This window comes from Streptomyces sp. NPDC006450, assembly GCF_040612195.1.
Classification (GTDB): Bacteria; Actinomycetota; Actinomycetes; order Streptomycetales; family Streptomycetaceae; genus Streptomyces.
Genome location: NZ_JBEXPT010000134.1, coordinates 1 through 17468 on the forward strand (window position 1 = coordinate 1; position 17468 = coordinate 17468).

General features: G+C 71.1%; 19 protein-coding genes. 10 read left to right on the forward strand and 9 right to left on the reverse strand.

The features are described 5' to 3' along the window. Positions 1-174: 174 nt before the first annotated feature. Positions 175-1173, reverse strand: a complete 999-nt coding sequence (locus tag ABZY57_RS27945; RefSeq protein WP_356516533.1) for an inorganic phosphate transporter — start codon at positions 1171-1173, stop codon at positions 175-177. A gap of 5 nt (positions 1174-1178) precedes the next feature. Next, positions 1179-1799, reverse strand: a complete 621-nt coding sequence (locus ABZY57_RS27950; protein ID WP_150519007.1) for a DUF47 family protein — start codon at positions 1797-1799, stop codon at positions 1179-1181. 194 nt (positions 1800-1993) lie between these two features. Between ABZY57_RS27950 and ABZY57_RS27955 the strand changes: the two genes are divergently transcribed. After that, positions 1994-2338: a metal-sensitive transcriptional regulator gene (locus tag ABZY57_RS27955; RefSeq protein WP_356516536.1), complete on the forward strand. Its 345-nt coding sequence runs from the start codon at positions 1994-1996 to the stop codon at positions 2336-2338. Positions 2339-2352: 14 nt separating this feature from the next. Here ABZY57_RS27955 and ABZY57_RS27960 read toward each other — a convergent pair whose 3' ends face one another. Beyond that, positions 2353-2508 (reverse strand): hypothetical protein, encoded by a 156-nt coding sequence (locus ABZY57_RS27960; protein WP_250744641.1) that lies wholly within the window; start codon positions 2506-2508, stop codon positions 2353-2355. A 166-nt stretch (positions 2509-2674) separates the two neighbouring features. Further along, entirely contained in the window at positions 2675-3514 is an 840-nt protein-coding gene (locus ABZY57_RS27965) for a hypothetical protein (protein ID WP_356516538.1), read from the reverse strand. 145 nt (positions 3515-3659) lie between these two features. Here ABZY57_RS27965 and ABZY57_RS27970 point away from each other — a divergent pair, with 145 nt between their 5' ends. Together ABZY57_RS27970 and ABZY57_RS27975 are read left to right on the forward strand one after the other, a co-directional pair. Next, positions 3660-3881, forward strand: a complete 222-nt coding sequence (locus ABZY57_RS27970) for a hypothetical protein (protein ID WP_356516540.1) — start codon at positions 3660-3662, stop codon at positions 3879-3881. Between the two features lie 188 nt (positions 3882-4069). After that, positions 4070-4309: a hypothetical protein gene (locus ABZY57_RS27975; RefSeq protein WP_356516542.1), complete on the forward strand. Its 240-nt coding sequence runs from the start codon at positions 4070-4072 to the stop codon at positions 4307-4309. Between the two features lie 140 nt (positions 4310-4449). Here the strand turns inward: ABZY57_RS27975 and ABZY57_RS27980 are convergent, their stop codons facing one another. The 4 genes from ABZY57_RS27980 to ABZY57_RS27995 all read right to left on the reverse strand — a co-directional run bounded on the left by ABZY57_RS27980 (position 4450) and on the right by ABZY57_RS27995 (position 8094). Beyond that, entirely contained in the window at positions 4450-5163 is a 714-nt protein-coding gene (locus ABZY57_RS27980) for a phosphatase PAP2 family protein (protein ID WP_356516544.1), read from the reverse strand. 212 nt (positions 5164-5375) lie between these two features. After that, on the reverse strand, positions 5376-6395 hold the full coding sequence (locus ABZY57_RS27985; protein ID WP_356516546.1) for a bifunctional lytic transglycosylase/C40 family peptidase: 1020 nt from the start codon (positions 6393-6395) through the stop codon (positions 5376-5378). Positions 6396-6547: 152 nt separating this feature from the next. After that, positions 6548-7420 (reverse strand): thioesterase family protein, encoded by an 873-nt coding sequence (locus ABZY57_RS27990; protein WP_356516548.1) that lies wholly within the window; start codon positions 7418-7420, stop codon positions 6548-6550. 65 nt (positions 7421-7485) lie between these two features. Then, positions 7486-8094, reverse strand: a complete 609-nt coding sequence (locus tag ABZY57_RS27995; protein WP_250744626.1) for a LysE family transporter — start codon at positions 8092-8094, stop codon at positions 7486-7488. A 99-nt stretch (positions 8095-8193) separates the two neighbouring features. Between ABZY57_RS27995 and ABZY57_RS28000 the strand changes: the two genes are divergently transcribed. From ABZY57_RS28000 to ABZY57_RS28030, 7 genes are all read left to right on the forward strand, one after another. Next, complete coding sequence (locus ABZY57_RS28000) at positions 8194-9045, forward strand: pentapeptide repeat-containing protein (RefSeq protein WP_356516551.1); 852 nt, start codon at positions 8194-8196, stop codon at positions 9043-9045. Positions 9046-9700: 655 nt separating this feature from the next. Then, positions 9701-10009, forward strand: a complete 309-nt coding sequence (locus ABZY57_RS28005) for a hypothetical protein (protein ID WP_031145169.1) — start codon at positions 9701-9703, stop codon at positions 10007-10009. 85 nt (positions 10010-10094) lie between these two features. After that, a complete protein-coding gene (locus tag ABZY57_RS28010) occupies positions 10095-10910 on the forward strand; it encodes a hypothetical protein (RefSeq protein ID WP_356516553.1) in 816 nt (271 codons plus the stop codon). Continuing rightward, positions 10900-12204 (forward strand): hypothetical protein, encoded by a 1305-nt coding sequence (locus ABZY57_RS28015; protein ID WP_356516555.1) that lies wholly within the window; start codon positions 10900-10902, stop codon positions 12202-12204. The genes ABZY57_RS28010 and ABZY57_RS28015 overlap by 11 nt, the downstream gene beginning before the upstream one ends. Continuing rightward, positions 12201-13763, forward strand: coding sequence for an SCO6880 family protein (locus ABZY57_RS28020; RefSeq protein ID WP_356516557.1), 1563 nt, complete (start codon positions 12201-12203; stop codon positions 13761-13763). Before ABZY57_RS28015 ends, ABZY57_RS28020 begins: the two co-directional genes overlap by 4 nt. A 19-nt stretch (positions 13764-13782) precedes the next feature. Next, a complete protein-coding gene (locus tag ABZY57_RS28025; protein WP_356516559.1) occupies positions 13783-15198 on the forward strand; it encodes an ATP-binding protein in 1416 nt (471 codons plus the stop codon). A 1-nt stretch (position 15199) separates the two neighbouring features. Then, positions 15200-16762, forward strand: a complete 1563-nt coding sequence (locus tag ABZY57_RS28030) for a type VI secretion protein (RefSeq protein ID WP_356516561.1) — start codon at positions 15200-15202, stop codon at positions 16760-16762. Here ABZY57_RS28030 and ABZY57_RS28035 read toward each other — a convergent pair. Next, positions 16759-17316 carry a GNAT family N-acetyltransferase gene (locus tag ABZY57_RS28035; RefSeq protein ID WP_356516563.1) on the reverse strand — a complete coding sequence of 186 codons (558 nt, stop codon included), beginning with the start codon at positions 17314-17316 and terminating at the stop codon, positions 16759-16761. The two genes, ABZY57_RS28030 and ABZY57_RS28035, sit on opposite strands and share 4 nt — an antisense overlap. Between the last annotated feature and the right edge of the window lie 152 nt (positions 17317-17468).

A 17468-nucleotide genomic window follows, 5' to 3' on the forward strand; every position in this document is an offset into this window, starting at 1 on the left:
CCGAGCTCTACACCCCCCCGCTGACACTCCTCCCCTCCCCGCCGCTCGTCCGATCTCGCACGCCGCGACCCGGTCACCACCGGCCTCCGGCCCGCCCGGCGCCCGACATGGCAGTGCGCCCCGCCGGATCAGCCGATCCGGCGGGGCGCACTGGTTTGCGTACGACTCGGGCGGTCACACGAAGGCGAGGTTGACCACCCAGAAGCTGAGCGCCGCGACCAGCGCCGCGGCCGGCATGGTGATGAACCAGCCCAGGATGATGTTCTTGGCGACGCCCCAGCGGACCGCGTTCACCCGCTTGGTAGCGCCCACGCCCATGATCGCGGAGGTGATCACGTGGGTGGTGGAGATCGGCGCGTGGAAGAGGAACGCCGAGCCGAACATGATCGAGGCACCGGTGGTCTCCGCCGCGAAGCCCTGCGGCGGGTCCAGCTCGATGATCTTGCGGCCGAGGGTGCGCATGATGCGCCAGCCACCCGCGTACGTACCCAGCGAGAGCATCACCGCACACGCGATCTTGACCCAGACCGGAATCGCGTCGCCCGCGCTCTGCACGTCGGCGATGACCAGGGCCATCATCACGATGCCCATGGTCTTCTGCGCGTCCTGCAGACCGTGGCCGAGCGCCATGCCGGCCGCCGAGACCGTCTGCGCGATGCGGAAGCCGCGCTTGGCCTTGTGCGGGTTGGAGCGGCGGAACATCCACATGATGGCGACCATCACCAGGTAGCCGACGACGAGGCCAACGACCGGCGAGATGAACATCGGGATGACGACCTTGTCGACCACACCCGACCAGAGCACCTCGGTGCCGCCCGCCAGCGCCGCGCCCACCATGCCGCCGAACAGGGCGTGCGAGGAGGACGAGGGCAGGCCGAAGTACCAGGTGATCAGGTTCCACACGATCGCGCCGACGAGCGCCGCGAAGAGGATCCACATGCCCCGGTTGCCCTGGGGCGTCTCGATCAGGCCCTCGCTCACCGTCTTGGCGACCCCGCTGCCGAGGAAGGCACCGGCGAGGTTCATGACCGCGGCCATCGCGAGCGCGGCGCGCGGGGTCAGCGCACGGGTCGAGACCGAGGTCGCGATCGCGTTCGCGGAGTCGTGAAAACCGTTCGTATACGTAAAGCCGAGCGCGACACCGATGGTCACGATCAGAGCGAAGGTGTCCACGAGGTTCAGGACTCCTTGACCGCGATGGTCTCCACCGTGTTCGCGACATGCTCGAACGCGTCGGCCGCCTCTTCGAGCACGTCGACGATCTGCTTGAGCTTCAGCACCTCGATGGCGTCGTACTTGCCGTTGAAGAGCTGGGCGAGCAGCTTGCGGTGGATCTGGTCGGCCTGGTTCTCCAGGCGGTTGACCTCGATCCAGTACTCGGTCAGGTTCTCCATCGTGCGCAGGTGGGGCATGGCCTCGGCGGTCAGCTCGGCCGCGCGCGCCAGCACCTCGATCTGCTGCTCGACGCCCTTGGGGAGTTCCTCCACGTTGTAGAGGACGACCAGGTCGACCGCCTCTTCCATGAAGTCCATGATGTCGTCGAGGCAGGACGCCAGGTTGTAGATGTCCTCGCGGTCGAACGGCGTAATGAAGGAGGAGTTGAGCTGGTGGAAGATCGCGTGGGTGGCGTCGTCTCCCGCGTGCTCCGCTGCCCGCATCCGCTCCGCGATCTCGGCTCGGGCGGAGGAGTCCGCTCCGAGCAGTTCCATGAGGAGCTTGGAGCCCGTGACGATGTTGTCCGCGGATGCGGCGAACATGTCGTAGAAGCTCGTCTCCCTGGGGGTCAGACGAAATCGCACGTGAGGTCCTCGGGGTGCATTGGATTCGGTCAGGCTGATGCTAGGCGCATCCCCCGGCCACGGCTAACCGGCCGTTCCCCAGTGTCCTCCATCGGGCAGAGTGAGGACGACGGGCCCCTGTCCCTGCGGCCGGGGGCCGGTACCCTATACCCATGAGGGGTATAGGTCCCCCATTCCGGACCACGGGAGGACGCATGACTGCCATCCAGGCGGAGGGCTCCGGAGCCACCACGGACACGGCCTCCGGCGCCGGCGCGGTGCACGGCTACCACCACCAGAAGGACGAGCACCTCAAGCGGCTGCGCCGGATCGAGGGCCAGATCCGGGGGCTCCAGCGCCTCGTCGACGAGGACGTCTACTGCATCGACATACTCACCCAGGTCTCGGCGAGCACGAAGGCGCTCCAGTCCTTCGCGCTCCAGCTACTGGAGGAGCACCTGCGGCACTGCGTCGCCGACGCCGCCGTCAAGGGCGGGGGAGAGATCGACGCCAAGGTCGAGGAAGCGACGAAGGCGATCGCCCGGCTCCTGCGCACCTGACCCGCGGACGGGGGTCAGCCGGACCACACGCCCATCAGCACCTCGTCGATCCGGTCCTGGCTGAGCCTCTCCTCGGCCACGGCCGACGCCGCGATGATCAGCTCCCCGCACAGTTCGATCTCGGCGAGCGCCACGAGGTCCTGCACCGTCGAACCGCCTGCGGGAGTCACGCGTGTCACCTCAATCTGCCGTCGTCCGGTCGCCGGCGCTCGGCTTCTCAGCGTAGGGAGCGCGCGGCGCGGCGCACATGACACGGATGGACCATTTCCGGCCCCCCACACCGGGCCGGTGGCGGGCCATGACCCGATCGCGCCGCTCCGGGAGGGCTCCGGCCGGCTAATCGGCGATCTTCCCGGCGTAAATGTCCCCTTCGGCCGGCAGAACGACGGTGACCGGGGTCCCGAAGCCGTAGAGCAGCGTGGTGGACGACACATCGATCACGCCATCATTGACGTACGTGAAGCGGTGGCGGACCTTCCGCAGCAGGCCCTTGGCGTCGAGGTAGGCGTCGAAGGGCACCCCGCCCTTGCTGAACCCTTTCGCCGCCGCCTCCAGGGATCCCTTCACCGCCGGCGAGGCCAGCGCCGCGGCCCGCGCGATGTCCGTCGTACCCCGGTAGTGCCGCACCTTGGTCCCGGCCACCTCGGTCTCACCCACGTACGTCACCTCCTGCGCCCCGCGCAGCAGCTCCGCGGCGGCCGTCGGGTCGGTGGCCCCGCCGGTGACGAGGTTCCCGTCCGCGAGGGCCGTCGTGTCGACGCGGACCCACTTGTCCTCGGGGACGCCCGCGCCCCGGTTCTTCATGTAGAGCGCGCCGGGTACGAGCAGCTCGGTGATGGGCCGGTGTTCGGCCTTGCCCTTGGCGTCGTCGGGGAGCATGACCAGCAGCTGCCCCATACGGTTCTTGAAGTCGACCCCGCCCTCGCCCCGGATCGTGACCCTGGTGCCGCCCGTCGCCATCTCCATGGCCGTACGGGTCTGCGCGCTCCCGGTCGCCAGGAGCGCGTCGGCGGCTCCGCGGACCACCGCCGCCGGGTCGTCGGCAGGCCGGGCGTCGTCGCCCGCGACGGCGTCGCCGCCGCACCCGCTCAACGCCGCCGCCGTCAGGGACAGGCCGACCGCGACCGCAGCCCGACCCGCGCCTCCCCGCCTCCACCTGTGCTGGTGCACCACCATCGCCTGCCAACCCCCAACGCGTGACCGCTGTTTGCCCGAGGCCCCCACCCGCTCCGCTTAACGAGGTCCCGGGCCTCCCGTCACGGCCGCGGCCTCCTCGCCCCGGACCGGTGCCCCAAGCGCCCGGGCCCGGTACCTTGGTGGAGTGGAACCGCACACCGAAGCGACTCTCGTCCCTCCGATTGCCGTAGTCCCGCTGCCCCGCGACCCCTCGGGCACGGCGCCGACACCGCCCGCCGGTCACACCACGAGCACCTCGGACCGCGGCTCGTTCAGCTCGGCCGTCTGTACGTGCGGCTGGCGCGGCCCGGCCCGCCGCTCGCGCGACCTGGCCCGCAAGGACGCCGCCGGTCACACCTCGCCCTAGGGCCTGTCGTCAAACTCCCGCCCGCCGCGGGCCCGGCGCCTCTGCCCGCCCCGGCCGCGCCCCCTGTCCGCCACCGACCCGCCTCGCCGCTGCCGCTGACCATCGCCCCGGCACCCGGCCCCGCCCCCGGTTCGCCCGATCGGACGGCCCGGCTGGCCGACGCGCCCGGGAGCGGTTGCCCTTGACTCATGCCCGGACCCGCCCCCCGAGTCGCCGCCCTCCTCTGGGCCCTGCTGATCGCGTTCGCCCCCGCCACCCCGGCCCGGGCCAGCCCCGTGGGCACGGCCGACGGGCCCGGCGACGTCGCCCTGGCCATCGGGGCCACCACCACCGCGGCCGCCGCGACCGGCCTGTGGCTGCGCTCCCGGTACCGGCGCTCGGACGCGGACGCGGACGCGGACGGCACGGACCACGGCGGCGATCCGTGACCCCGCCCCCGCGCTCCCGTCCGGCGGCGGTCCGCCTCTGCTTCGGGGCCGCGGCGCTGTGCCTCCTGGCGGCCGTGGTGCTGAGCGTCTGGGACTCGTACCTCGCCGGCTGACGTTCGGGCACCGCCCGGGGCAGCGCGTCAGGCGGCGAGGTCGCTCTCGTGCCCGCGCCCCGCCGGCGGCGTCGCCGCGAGGTCCACCGGCCGGGCCACCACCCGGTCGCGCGAGCGGACCAGTACGCCGAGCCGCGGGGACCGGGCCACCGCCCGCACCGCCGGGGTCAGCAGAGCCATCGCGAGCGGCGCGAGCAGCAGCACCACCGCGGTGCCCAGGGCGAGCCCGCCGATGACGTCGGTCGGATAGTGCAGGCCCATGTAGACCCGCGTGAACCCCTCCAGCAGGGCCAGCCCGATCCCGAGGGAGCCGAGCCCCCGGTGGGCGACGAACAGACCCACGCCGAGGGCCATCGCGAGCGTCGTGTGGTCGCTGACGAACGAAAAGGCGCCGGGGTCGATCCCTGCGCCGGGATCGAGCACCTCGACCCCACCGTGCTGCGCGGCGGGCCGCGGCCGGCCCACGAACTCCCGCAGCGGGACGTTGAGGAGCAGCGCGGCCCCGGCGGCGAGCGGGGCCCACACGAGCGCGGCGAAGGACTCGACGGCGGCGGGCTCGTCCTGCCGGCGCGCTCCGCGCCAGCACCACAGCACCAGGAGCACGAGGGTCAGCAGGATCCCGTACTCGCCGAGCACCGCGACCGTCCGGTCCAGCCAGCCGGGGGCCTGCCGCGCCAGTCCGTTGATCTCGTACAGCAGGCTTACATCCACGTTCGGCCCACCTGTTGTGAGTCCAGCCATGGTGATGCGGCCCCTTGCCCTTGCCTTGGTACCGTACGGCCGCACGCCGATGTGCGGCCCTTCGCCCCCCGGTGATCAATCCGGCGCTTCCGCTCGTCCTGCCCCCAGTGACCATGGAACGCCCGTTCTGGCGGCTACGTTCCACTCTCCACCGAATGATCACCCCAACGTTATCGAAGAGTGACTCATCGTCGCAGCTCAGGGCCTTCGCTTCACGCTGTGTCGCCGACGCCCTCGCGGCGGGGCAGCGCCTCCGCGCCGTCCTTCGTCACGCGCGTCGCGCCGAAGTAGTCGGGTGTGTCGATCTTGTCGAAGCGGATCACGGCTCCGGTGAACGGAGCGTTGATCATGTATCCGCCGCCCACGTAGAGCCCGACGTGCCGGATCTCCCGGGAGTTCGTCAGATCGTCGGAGAAGAACACCAGGTCCCCCGGCAGCAGTTCCCCGCGCGAGGGATGCGGACCGGCGTTGTACTGGTCGTTGGCCACGCGCGGCAGATCGATCCCCACCGACTCGTACGCGGCCTTGGTCAGTCCCGAGCAGTCGAACCGCCCGCCCTGCTCGGGCGTCCCGTTCCCGCCCCACAGGTACGGGGTCCCCAACTGCTTCTGCGCGAAGTAGATGGCCCCCGCGGCCTGCTGAGAGGGCGCCACCCGCCCGATGGGGGCCTCGAAGCTCTTGGCGAGGTTCGTGATGGTCTTCACGTACCCCTCGGTCTCCCGGTACGGCGGCACGCCCCCGTACTGCTTCACCGCGCCGGGGCCCGCGTTGTAGGCGGCCAGCATGTTCTTCACCGGGTCCCCGGGCACCTTGGACACGTAGCGCGCCAGCTCGCAGTCGTACGAAGCGGCCGACGGGATCGCGTCGTTCGGATCCCAGATGTCACGGTCCCCGTCGCCGTCCCCGTCGATGCCGTGCGTCGCCCACGTCCCCGGGATGAACTGCGCGATGCCCCGTGCATCGGCCGGACTCACCGCGCCCGGGTTCCAGCCGCTCTCCGAGTAGAGCTGGGCCGCCAGCAGCGCCGGGGAGAGCGTCGGGCAGAGGTTGCCCCACTTCTGCACGAGGGACTGGTACTTCCCCGGGACGGCCCCCTTCGCGAGGCCGCCGGCCCGCCCGCCCACTCCGGTCGCGATGCCCGCGGCCGCCGAGTACGTACCGACCACGAGCAGGGCGAGAAAGCACAGGCATGCCCCGAAGCTGATTCCACCGACCACCCAGAGTCTGCGCACCCGCCAACCTTCCCCCATCGAACGGCTTTTCCCGGCGCTCCCGCCACCCCGTGTCGAATCATCCCGCCGGGAGACCGGCACAGGAACCGCCGCACCGGGGGCACTGGGAGCACACATCCCGGCAGACGGGTGAACTCATAGGACGATACGACCTATTGGGGAGCCTTGCCCCTCCCCGGCTCCTCCCCCCTCGGAGCCACGAACAGGCTCTGCGCGCTCCGCCCGATCGGCCCCTTCTCGTCGTGCAGCCGTGCGTCCGCCAGCCCGATGCCCGCCGCGTCCACGCTCGTACGGGCCTCCACGCACACCCATTCACCGGCCGGATGGCGGTGCAGGTGCACCGTGAGGTCGCCGTTGACGAACAGGTACCGCCCGAAGTCCACGACCGAGCTGATGCCGTTGCCCGAGTCCGCCGCGACCAGGACCCGGTCCAGCGGCCGGGGCTCCTCCCCGGCCACGAGCGGTACCCGCATCCGCATCCAGCAGGTTCCGGGGCCGAGTTCGACGAACGCGCCCTTCGTGAAACGGGTCTCCATCGCGGAGTGGTAGCCCTTCTCCCACGGCACCGGGAAGAACGGCGTCGGCCCCACCTCCCCGGGCGGCGGCAGTTCCGGGCCGGGCACGACCGCCGGTACGGAGTCTCCCGCCACCCGGATGCGCAGGGCGCGCGCCAGCATCACCGGCGCACCCCCGGCGGGCGCGAGCGCGGCCTCGACCACCTCGGTGCCCCGGCCGGCCCGCAGCACACCGGTGGTCAGCTCCAAGGCCCCGATCGGCACCGGCCGCAGGATCTCGTACGTGATCCGGGCGATCCGCATGTCGTCCCGCGCGCCCGTCCGTTCCTCGATCGCCCGCCCGAGCAGCGCGGCCGGCGGCCCGGCGTGCTGCGAGCGCGGATCCCACGGGCCGCGCGTATAACCGGTCGCCAGGAACCGCCCCGCGTCGATCCGCTCGTAGAACCCCTCCGCACCACTGCCCTCACGGACATCGCTGACACCGGTCTCGACACCACTCTCGGCACCCATGGCCGCCACGCTACCGACTGGTATTCCACGGCCACCAGCCCCACCCGCCCCCAAAGCCCTCAAGCTCAGCGGGCGAAGCCCAGCCCCACCCCGAGCCCCACCAGCACCGACCCGATGGCCCGGTTCAGTGCCTTCTGCGCCTTCAGCATCCGGTCCCGCAGGCGGGAGTTGGAGAAGAACAGCGCGACCGCGCCGAACCACCCCAGGTGCGCCGCCGACATGAACAGCCCGTACCCGGCCTGCTGCCACACCGGGGTCCCCGGCCCGACCACCTGCGTGAAGGTGGACACGACGAACAGCGTGGTCTTCGGGTTGAGCACGTTGGTCAGGAACCCGCTCCTCAGCGCCCCGAACGGCGTCAGCCCGCCCTTCTCCTCCAGGTCCACGGCCACCTCGGTGCGCGCCCGGAAGGTCCGTATCCCGATCCACACCAGGTACGCGGCGCCCGCGAGCTTGATCACCGTGAACAGTTCGGCGGAGGAGGCGATCAGCAGACCGACCCCGAGCATCGTGTAGGAGACGTGCACCAGCACCCCGGCCGCGACCCCGGCGGCCGCGAACAGCCCGGTGGGCCGCCCGTAGAGATAGCTGTTGCGGACGACCATGGCGAAATCCGCGCCGGGACTGATGACGGCGAGGAAGGTGATGACGGCTACTGCGATCACTTCGGTCATACGGCGATGCTCCCCGGACCCGCCCACGGCGATCAAGGGCTTTCCGCGTCGCGGGCACCCGACGAGCTCCCAAGTCCCCCACGGAGCGACAATGAGGACGTGCCCAAGCCTCCTTCCGCCGGCCCCGCCCGCCCCGCCGCCCCCGCCCCGCTCCCCCTCCTGCAAGCGGACTGCAGCCGATGCTTCGCGCTCTGCTGCGTGGCCCTGCCCTTCTCCAAGTCCACCGACTTCGCCGTGAACAAGCCGGCCGGCACCCCCTGCAAGAACCTCCGGCAGGACTTCCGCTGCGGCATCCACACAGGACTGCGCGACCAGGGCTTCCCGGGCTGCACCGTCTTCGACTGCTTCGGCGCCGGCCAGCAGGTCTCCCAGGTCACCTTCGGCGGCCGCGACTGGCACTCCCACCCAGCCACCGCCGGCCCGATGTTCACGGTCTTCCCGGTGATGCGGAGCCTGCACGAGCTGCTCTTCTACCTCAACGAGGCCCTCACCCTCCCCGCCGCCCGCCCGCTCCACGCGCAGCTGCGCGCCGCCCTGGCCGACACCACCCGGTGGACCGCGGCGACCCCGGAGGCCCTCGCGGAGTTCGACATCAGCCCACTGCGCCAGGAGGTGAACACCCTGCTCCTCAAGACCAGCGAGCTCGTACGGGCCAAGGTGGCGGGCCGCAAGAAGAACCACCGCGGCGCCGACCTGATGGGCGCCCGCCTCTCCGGCGCGGACCTGCGCGGCGCCAACCTCCGCGGCGCCTATCTGATCGCAGCCGACCTCAGCGGCGCCGACCTGCGCACGGCCGACCTGATCGGCGCGGACTTCCGCGACACCGACCTGCGCGACGCCGACCTCCGCGACACCCTCTTCCTCACGCAGCCCCAGCTGAACGCGGCCCGGGGCAACCCCGCGACCCGCATCCCGCCCACCCTCACCCGCCCCGCGCACTGGCTCCCGTAGGAACATCGCCCGCGACCGCGCAGGGACCGGCTCAGCACCTCACCCCACGCGCCGCCCGGCGACCGACCAGGCGTCCGACGGCGCACACCGGACACGTGTGCGCCCCCAGCGCATCCATCGGATTCTCCACTCCGGCGAGACCCGCTCCGCACGTTCGCCTCGCACCTCTTCGTCCCGTGGCCCGGTCCCCCGCCGGTGCCGTACCCGGCTCGTGCCCCGGGCACGGCACGGCGGGGAAGCCGGCCGCCATGGCCTGGCGACGGCACGCCGGCCTGGCCGAACACGGGGAGCATCACCCGCAACCCGCCACCCGGCCCGCCCGACTGACGGAATGTCGGAAAACATCATCGGTATGGTCGAACGAACCGCCTCCCGTTGCGCCAAACGGCGCCCCCACGACAGCCACCCGGCCCACCGGGACGGCAATCATTGCCCGCGGTCACCCCTCGTGATACACAGAGTGACCATACGTTCTTTCCCCCACACGCCGCCCGACCCCAGGTCAGGACGCACGAACGGCACCCGGGGCGACAGATCGGGTAAAGAGAGCAGTCAAGTCGACATCCGACGGCGATTTCATCAGGGAAGATAGAGCGTGACCCCTGCCGTCCGGGCACGGGCTACCGGAACTACCCATACAGGGGCGGTGAGTTACATGATCCTGGCAGCCGAAAAGGGCGACATCACCACCATCATCGGCGGAATCGCCCCGAACTGGGGGCCGTTCGGCAGTCTCGGCAACGAAGCGAAGATCATGATCGAAGTGGTCATGGCCGTAGCGATCCTGCTCTGCCTGGGCATCGCCATCTGGGGCGCGGCCAAGCAGCGCATCGGCGCGACCGCACTGCGCGACACCTTCAGCGCGGAACAGGGCAAGGGCCTCATCGTGGCCGGCCTGACGGGCGTCTTCATCATCGGCTCACTGGGCACCCTCTTCACGATCGTCTACGGAATGGCCGTCTAGCCCGAGCTCTGATGAGGACTCACCACGCCGCGCCTGCGCGGATACCAGCGCTACCGTCGTACGACGCGGAGGGGGCGAACACCGAATGAGCACCGACGATCAATACGGTGGCGGCGAGGTCGGCGGCACCGGCCAGACCCGTACCCGCTTCCCGGAGCCCTCGGACCCGTACGCCCCGCCGCGCCGCACCTCCCGGGGCCTGGTCACCGTCGTCGGCGTGGTCGTCCTCCTCGTCGCAGCCATCGCCTTCGCCAACCAGACCCGCACCCCCGAGGACCCCCCGACCGCGGACAAGGCCCCCGCCTCCACGACCAACCCGACGGCAGCCACGGGCGTCCCCCCGGTGGACGGCAAGTCCGCGGGCATCCCCAAGGGCTTCGCCCAGACCGAACAGGGCGCCCAGTCCGCGGCGGCGAACTACGCGGTCGCGCTCGGCTCCGACGGGATGTTCAGAAAGAACACGCGGCACGCGCTCGTCGAAGGCATCTACACCCCTGACGCCGCGTCCAAGATGAGAGGCCCCCAGGACGAGGCGTACTCCGCTCCGTTCCTCGCGAAGCTCGGACTCGACGCGAACGGCAACCCTCCCCAGAACAGCACCTTCGTCACCCGCGCCGTCCCCGTCGGCACCCGAGTCGACGCCTACGCGCCCACGAACGCGACGGTCTCCGTCTGGTACACCGGCCTCATCGGCATGTCCGGACCGAAGTCCACCGACCCGGTGCGCACCACGTGGAAGACCTGGACCTTCCTCATGGTCTGGTCGAGCGGGGACTGGAAGGTCGTCTCCGACTCCCAGCAGGACGGTCCGGCGCCCGTTCCGGGGGACGCGGTCGCGTCACCTTCCGAGGACATCAGCAAGGCCGTCAAGGAGTTCGGAGGCTTCACCTATGCCCGCTAGCCTCAGGCTCCGGGTCGGCGTGATCGCCTCCGCCCAACTGGCCGTCGCAGGCCTGGCGACCCGCGCCCATGCCGCCCCGAGCCCCACGCCGACCCCGTCCAGGCTGCCCGGCGACGACCCGTGCGACCTGCTGATCGGCCCCGCGAAGCAGTACTGCAACCGCGAGGGCACCGCCCCCAACGGCCCCGGCGCAGGCCTCGCTCCCAGCGACCCCACCGACGCCCTCAACCCCCTCTCCTCCCTCGCGAAGGGCTGCGCCGACGCCGCCGCCTGGATCGTCGGCGAACTCAGCAAAGCGGTCAACGGCACCGCCAACGTCGACTTCACCAACGGCACCTTCCTCAAGCAGTACGCCATCGTCTTCGCCGCCTCCACCATCCTCACGCTCGTCCTCTGGCTCTTCGCCGTCGCCAAGCGGGCCATCCGCGGCGTCCCCTTCACCACCGCCATGTCCGAAGCCATCGGCTTCCTCTGGCTCACCGTCCTCGCCTCCGCCTTCACCCCCCTCATCCTCTACACCGTCGTCTCCGCCACCGACGGCGTCACCGAGGTCATCGCCTCCGCCACGGGCGGCCAGACCGACGTCTTCTTCGGCTCCTTCGCCGAGGCCCTCAAAAAGGGCGACGACATCGGCGGCGGCCCGATCATGCTGATCGTCGTCGCCCTCGTCACCGTCCTCGCCGCCGGCATCCTCTGCCTCGAGCTCGTGATCCGCGCCGCGCTCCTCTACGTCGGCGCCCTGCTCGGCACCGTCGTCTACGCCGGCCTCGTCGACCGCAACCTCTGGGGCCACGTCCGCCGCTGGGCGGGCATCATGATCGCCGTCATCCTCGTGAAGCCGGTCATCGTCATCGTCCTCGGCCTCGCCGGAGCCCTGGCGGGCGACAAGGGCCCGAACGCCTTCTCCGCGGTCGTCTCCGGCCTGGCCATCATCCTCCTGGCGATCTTCGCCTCCGCGATGATCTACCGCTTCGTCCCCGGCTTCGGCGACGAGATCGCCTCCGCCCGCACCAACCGCAGCAAGGCCACCGACGGCGCCCAGGCGGCCGCCGTCATCAGCTCCCCGGCCTCCCTCGTCTCCCAGGGCATCAAGACCCACAGCAGCCGCGGCGGGGGCGGCGGGAACAGCGGCGGCGGCGCCCACCGCGCCGGCGGCGGCAACCAGATCTCCGGAGGCATGGCCGCACACAGCAGCCGCGGCTCCGGCGGAGGAAGCGGCGGGGCCGGCCCCGCCGCCGCACCCCCGCCCCGTACGGGCTCCAGCACGAGGAACACAGGAGGTGACGGGCGGTGACGACCCAGTCCCACCAGCTCCACCCGGTCACGCCCCGGCGCACGTATCTCATCGGCCGGGCCCGGCCGAACGCGATCGTCGGCAAGAACCGCGAAACCGGCGAGATCGCCCTGATCATCGTCGGCGCGTTCCTCGGCATGATGAGCGGACTGCTCGTCCCCTCCCTCACCCTGCGCATCGTCTCCCTCGCCGGCTTCCCGATGCTCGCCCTCGCCGCCGTCTACGTCCCCTACCGCGGCCGCACCTTCTACCGCTGGTTCGAGATCAACCGCAGCTACAAGCGCACCCTGCGCCGCGGCACGACGTTCCGCTCCGGCGCCATGGAAGCCGGCATCCGCGCCGGCGACGGCCGCGAGGTCGAGGTCGGCCCGCCCCCCGGCATCGGCCGCATCAACTGGCTCGCGGCCCCCTTCGGCCCCGACGAGATCGCCGTCCTGCTCCACGCGGACCGCAGAACCGTCACCGCCGCCATCGAGATCGAGGGCCCCGGCGTGGGCCTGCGCGACAGCGAGGACCAAGAGGCCCTCGTGGACCGCTTCGGCACCCTCCTCAAGCACGTGGCCAACGGCGACGGCTTCGTCACCCGCCTCCAGATGCTCGTACGCACCCTGCCCGCCGACCCGGAGGCCCACGACAAGGACGTGGCCGCCCGCGGCAACACCAACGCCCCCGTCTGGCTGCGCGATTCCTACGACCAGCTCCAGTCGATGGTGTCGACCTCCTCCGAGCAGCACCGCGCGTACCTCGTCGCCTGCATCCACTTCACCCGCGAGCTGGCCGCCGAGGCCCACACCATCGCCCGCGCCGCGACCCCCCACAAGGGCCGCAGGGTCGACCGCGACGCCGGTCTCGCCATCGTCATGGCCCGCGAGCTCACCGACATCTGCGCCCGCCTCGCCGAGGCCGACATCCGCGTCCGCCAGCCGCTGGGCCAGGGCCGCCTCTCCTCCCTCGTGCACTCCATGTACGACCCGGACCACCCCATCGACCACATCCAGGCCATGACCAAGCGCAACGCCTGGCCCGCCGAACTGGACGCCGTCGAACCGACCTACCTCCAGGCCAAGACCCGTGAGTCCTCGACCCGCGCCCCCTGGTGCCACGCCACCGCCTGGGTCAAGGAATGGCCGATGACCCCGGTCGGCGTGAACTTCCTCGCCCCGCTCCTCGTCCACACCCCCGACGTCATCCGCACGGTCGCCGTCACCATGGACCTGGAGCCCACCGAGATCGCCATCGAGCGCATGCTCACGGAGAAGACGAACGACGAGGCCGACGCCAGCCGTGCCGCCAAGATGAACCGCACCGTCGACCCGCGCGACATCGCCGCCCACGGCCGGCTCGACCAGCGCGGCGAAGACCTCGCGAGCGGCGCCGCCGGCGTCAACCTGGTCGGGTACATCACCGTCTCCTCCCGCTCCCCCGAAGCCCTCGCCCGCGACAAGCGCACCATCCGCGCCTCGGCGGGCAAGTCCTACCTGAAGCTCGAATGGTGTGACCGCGAGCACCACCGCGCCTTCGTCAACACCCTGCCGTTCGCCACCGGCATCCGACGCTAGCTGGAGGGAATGGCCGCCCATGCGAGATCCCATGTCCGCCGTGACGGACGCCTTCACCAGCTTCCTGTTCGGCAAGGTGGAAACCACGCGCCTGCCCGTCCGCACGTCCACGGGCCAGGCACAGGCCGTCTACCTCCCCACGGCCGCCCCCGGACTCGGCGACTCCGGCGTCATCATCGGCCGTGAGGTCTACAGCGGCAAGGGCTACATCTACGACCCCTTCCAGCTGTACGGCCAACAGCTGCCCGCCCCCCACTGGCTGGTCCTGGGCGAGTCGGGCAACGGCAAGTCGGCCCTGGAGAAGACCTACGTCCTACGCCAGCTCCGCTTCCGGGACCGCCAGGTCGTCGTCCTGGACGCCCAGGGCGAGGACGGCGTCGGCGAGTGGAACCTCATCGCCCAGCAGCTGGGAATAACCCCTATCCGCCTGGACCCCATCGCCGCGAACGACGACGGGATCCGCCTCAACCCCCTCGACCCGGCGATCACCGCGACGGGCCAGCTCGCGCTGCTCCGCACGATCATCGAAGTCGCCATGGGCCACGGCCTGGACGAGCGCTCGGGCTTCGCCCTGAAGGTCGCGCACGCCTACGTGGTGGAAACCATCACGGACCGCCAGCCGGTCCTGATGGACATCGTGGAACAACTGCGCCGCCCGGAACCCGAGTCGGCGCTCTCGATGAACGTGGCCATAGACGACGTCCGCGCCTGGGGCCTGGACGTCGCACTCGTCATCGACCGCCTGGTCGACGGCGACCTGCGCGGCATGTTCGACGGCCCGACCACCGTGGGCATCGACCTCGACGCGCCTCTCATCGTCTTCGACCTCTCCCACATCGACCGCAACTCCATCGCCATGCCGATCCTGATGGCGATCGTCGGCGTATGGCTGGAACACACTTGGATCCGCCCGGACCGCAAGAAGCGCATCTTCCTGGTCGAAGAGGCCTGGCACATCATCAACAGCCCCTTCGTGGCCCAGCTGTTCCAGCGCCTCCTCAAGTTCGGCCGGCGCCTCGGCCTGTCCTTCGTCGCCGTGGTCCACCACCTCTCCGACGTGGTCGACGGCGCGGCGGCCCGCGAAGCGGCGGCGATCCTCAAAATGGCCTCGACCCGCACGATCTACGCCCAGAAGGCGGACGAGGCCCGCGCCACGGGCCGGGTCCTGGGCCTCCCCCGCTGGGCGGTGGAAATCATCCCGACCTTGACCCCAGGCATCGCGGTCTGGGACGTGAACGGCAACGTCCAAGTCGTCAAACACCTGATCACGGAAGCCGAACGCCCCCTGGTCTTCACCGACCGCGCCATGACCGAGTCCTCGGTCCAGCACCGCCTGCCCGACGACCTCCTCGCCGCCGAACTGGAGACGGAGGAGCGCGCCCTCCTGATGGAACGCCACCGCAACGCCGGCGGCTCGGCGACCACGGTGGCCTGACATGCCCAACAGCACGGACCAGCGCCCCCAGGGCGGCATCCCGGACGGCCTCCTCGTGGGCCTCCTGGCCCTCCTCCTGGGCCTGGCCGTCCTCACCTGGACGTCCACCGGCCTGGCCGCCCTCTTCGCGAAGGGCGCCTGGCCGGACAAGGTCACCTTCACCCGCACTCCGACCGCGGTCCGCTCGCTGATAGCTCAACCCCAGGACATCCAGGCCGCCTGGCCGGACACACCCCCCGAGGCCCTCTCCAACTGGGGCCTCTTCTGGGGCCTGTTCATCAGCCAGCTCCTGATCCTCCTGGTCCTGGCCATCTTCACCCTGGGCACCATCGCCCGAGCGAGATCCCGCCGCCACGCCCCACCGACAGACCACCCCACACCCACGCCACACTCTGCGGACCGGCCGAGACCACATGCAGCCCCTCCGGCGTTTGAGGAGCGGGGGCCCGGGGGCTGGCCCCCGGCAACGGCCCCGCACTCTCCAGACCGGCCCATGCCACATCCAGCCCCTCAGGCGTTTGAGGAGCGGGGGCCCGGGGCCACCCGCCCCGCCCCCTCCCCCACGGACGAGGCGTACCGCTACGGCTTCGGCTACGCCCCAAGCCCGGCGCAGCCCCACACCCCGCCCCCAACCCACCGCATCGCCTACGCCCCACCCGCGGCCCGCCACACCACGGCCTCAGAAGCCATCGCGGCAGCAACCGGCCCCGTCCTCGTGATCACGTCCTCCCCCACCCTCTGGTCGGACACGAAGGACGCCCGCTCCAAACTGGGCCCCGTCCTCCTCTACGACCCCTCCCACCTCTGTGACACCCCGGCCCGCATCCACTGGAATCCCACCGAGGGCTGCGCGGACCGCGCCACCGCCGCCGCCCGCGCCCTCGCGCTCCTCGCGCCGGTCCGCCCCCAGGCCCGCATGGACTCCGCGCTCGCGGACACCGCGGAAACGCTCCTGCGCAATTGGCTCCAGGCCGCAGCCCTGGACAACCGCCCCTTCAAACAGCTGCACCGATGGGCCCAGGGCACCAACGCCCAAGAGCCGGTACGCATCCTCCGCACCCACCCCCGGGCGGCGACAGCCGCCCCCGGCGCGGCCGGCGAGTTGGAGAGCGCCCTCACCGCCCACCCCGAGCGGCGCGAACAGGCCCAACACCTCACGGCCCGCGCCCTGACGGCCCTCTCCTCGATCCACATCCGGGAATCGTGCACTGCGAACCGAACCGATTCCCTCGCCCTCGCATCGTTCGTCTCCGAAGGGGGCACCCTCTACGTGGTGGGCGAACCCCTGGAAGACCCCCGGGCCCACCCGGGTGCGATGCCCCTACTCACCGCACTCGCCTCGAGCGTGGTCGAGCACGGCCGCCGCATGGCCGCACGGTCATCCGACGGTCGGCTCGACCCACCACTGACCCTGGTCTTCGAGGACGTCGCCGCCGTGGCCCCGATCCCGCAGCTCCCGCAGCTGCTCCAGGACACGACACTCCCGCTGCTCGCCCTGTGCCGCAGCCGCGAACAGGCCCGCTCCGGTTGGCCGGAAGCGGACCTGCCCGTAGCCTCCCGCTAGGCCGGCCGCGGGAACACGTACTCCAGCTCCTTCGCGGACGGGTCGGTCGGCATCGGCACGACCTTCCCGCTGGGCGCGAACCCGAACCGCCGGTAGAACGCCCCGGCCCGCGCGTTCTCCTCGTGCACGAAGAGCCGTACGCGCGCCAGTGCGGGCTCCTCCAGCCCCCAGGCCCATTCCAGTGCGGCCGCGAACAGCTTCTCGGTCAGCCCGGTCCCCCGCTGTCCGGGCCGGACGAACACGCCCACGAGGTGCGCCTGGGCCTCCTCGATCTCCCCTTCGAAGAAGTCGGTCGTGCCGGCCTCCTCGAGGAGCACCGTCACCGTGCCGGCCCACACCCCATCAGGTCCCTCGGCCACGAACTGCCGGACGCCCCGCCCCACAGCCGCCCCGGCAGCCCGCTCCTGCCAGAACTCATCGCTCTTCGCCTCACCCTGCTCAAGGGTCTCCAGGAAGGCGACCGGCGCGGCCGGATCCCGCAGAGCCGCGATCCGCAGCTCCTTCACCTTGTCCCATTCTTCGGCCCGTACAGGACGTATCACGTACTCGTTCATAGCTCGGGATCCTAACGAGCCGGCCTACCCCACTTCACCCGGGTTTCCCCGCCCAAGAACCAAAAAGCCCTGCAAACGCAGAAAAGCCCCGCACCGAACCCGTAAGGGCTGGTGCGGGGCTTTCCCACAATGATTGTTCGGCGGCGTCCTAC

What these genes read in the sequence shown, in the direction of transcription:
- ABZY57_RS27955 (WP_356516536.1), top strand. Translation starts at nt 1,994, where the DNA reads ATGACTGCCATCCAGGCGGAGGGCTCCGGAGCCACCACGGACACGGCC.
- ABZY57_RS27965 (WP_356516538.1), bottom strand. Translation starts at nt 3,514, where the DNA reads ATGGTGGTGCACCAGCACAGGTGGAGGCGGGGAGGCGCGGGTCGGGCT.
- ABZY57_RS27975 (WP_356516542.1), top strand. Translation starts at nt 4,070, where the DNA reads ATGCCCGGACCCGCCCCCCGAGTCGCCGCCCTCCTCTGGGCCCTGCTG.
- ABZY57_RS27980 (WP_356516544.1), bottom strand. Translation starts at nt 5,163, where the DNA reads ATGGCTGGACTCACAACAGGTGGGCCGAACGTGGATGTAAGCCTGCTG.
- ABZY57_RS27990 (WP_356516548.1), bottom strand. Translation starts at nt 7,420, where the DNA reads ATGGGTGCCGAGAGTGGTGTCGAGACCGGTGTCAGCGATGTCCGTGAG.
- ABZY57_RS27995 (WP_250744626.1), bottom strand. Translation starts at nt 8,094, where the DNA reads ATGACCGAAGTGATCGCAGTAGCCGTCATCACCTTCCTCGCCGTCATC.
- ABZY57_RS28005 (WP_031145169.1), top strand. Translation starts at nt 9,701, where the DNA reads ATGATCCTGGCAGCCGAAAAGGGCGACATCACCACCATCATCGGCGGA.
- ABZY57_RS28010 (WP_356516553.1), top strand. Translation starts at nt 10,095, where the DNA reads ATGAGCACCGACGATCAATACGGTGGCGGCGAGGTCGGCGGCACCGGC.
- ABZY57_RS28015 (WP_356516555.1), top strand. Translation starts at nt 10,900, where the DNA reads ATGCCCGCTAGCCTCAGGCTCCGGGTCGGCGTGATCGCCTCCGCCCAA.
- ABZY57_RS28025 (WP_356516559.1), top strand. Translation starts at nt 13,783, where the DNA reads ATGCGAGATCCCATGTCCGCCGTGACGGACGCCTTCACCAGCTTCCTG.
- ABZY57_RS28030 (WP_356516561.1), top strand. Translation starts at nt 15,200, where the DNA reads ATGCCCAACAGCACGGACCAGCGCCCCCAGGGCGGCATCCCGGACGGC.
- ABZY57_RS28035 (WP_356516563.1), bottom strand. Translation starts at nt 17,316, where the DNA reads ATGAACGAGTACGTGATACGTCCTGTACGGGCCGAAGAATGGGACAAG.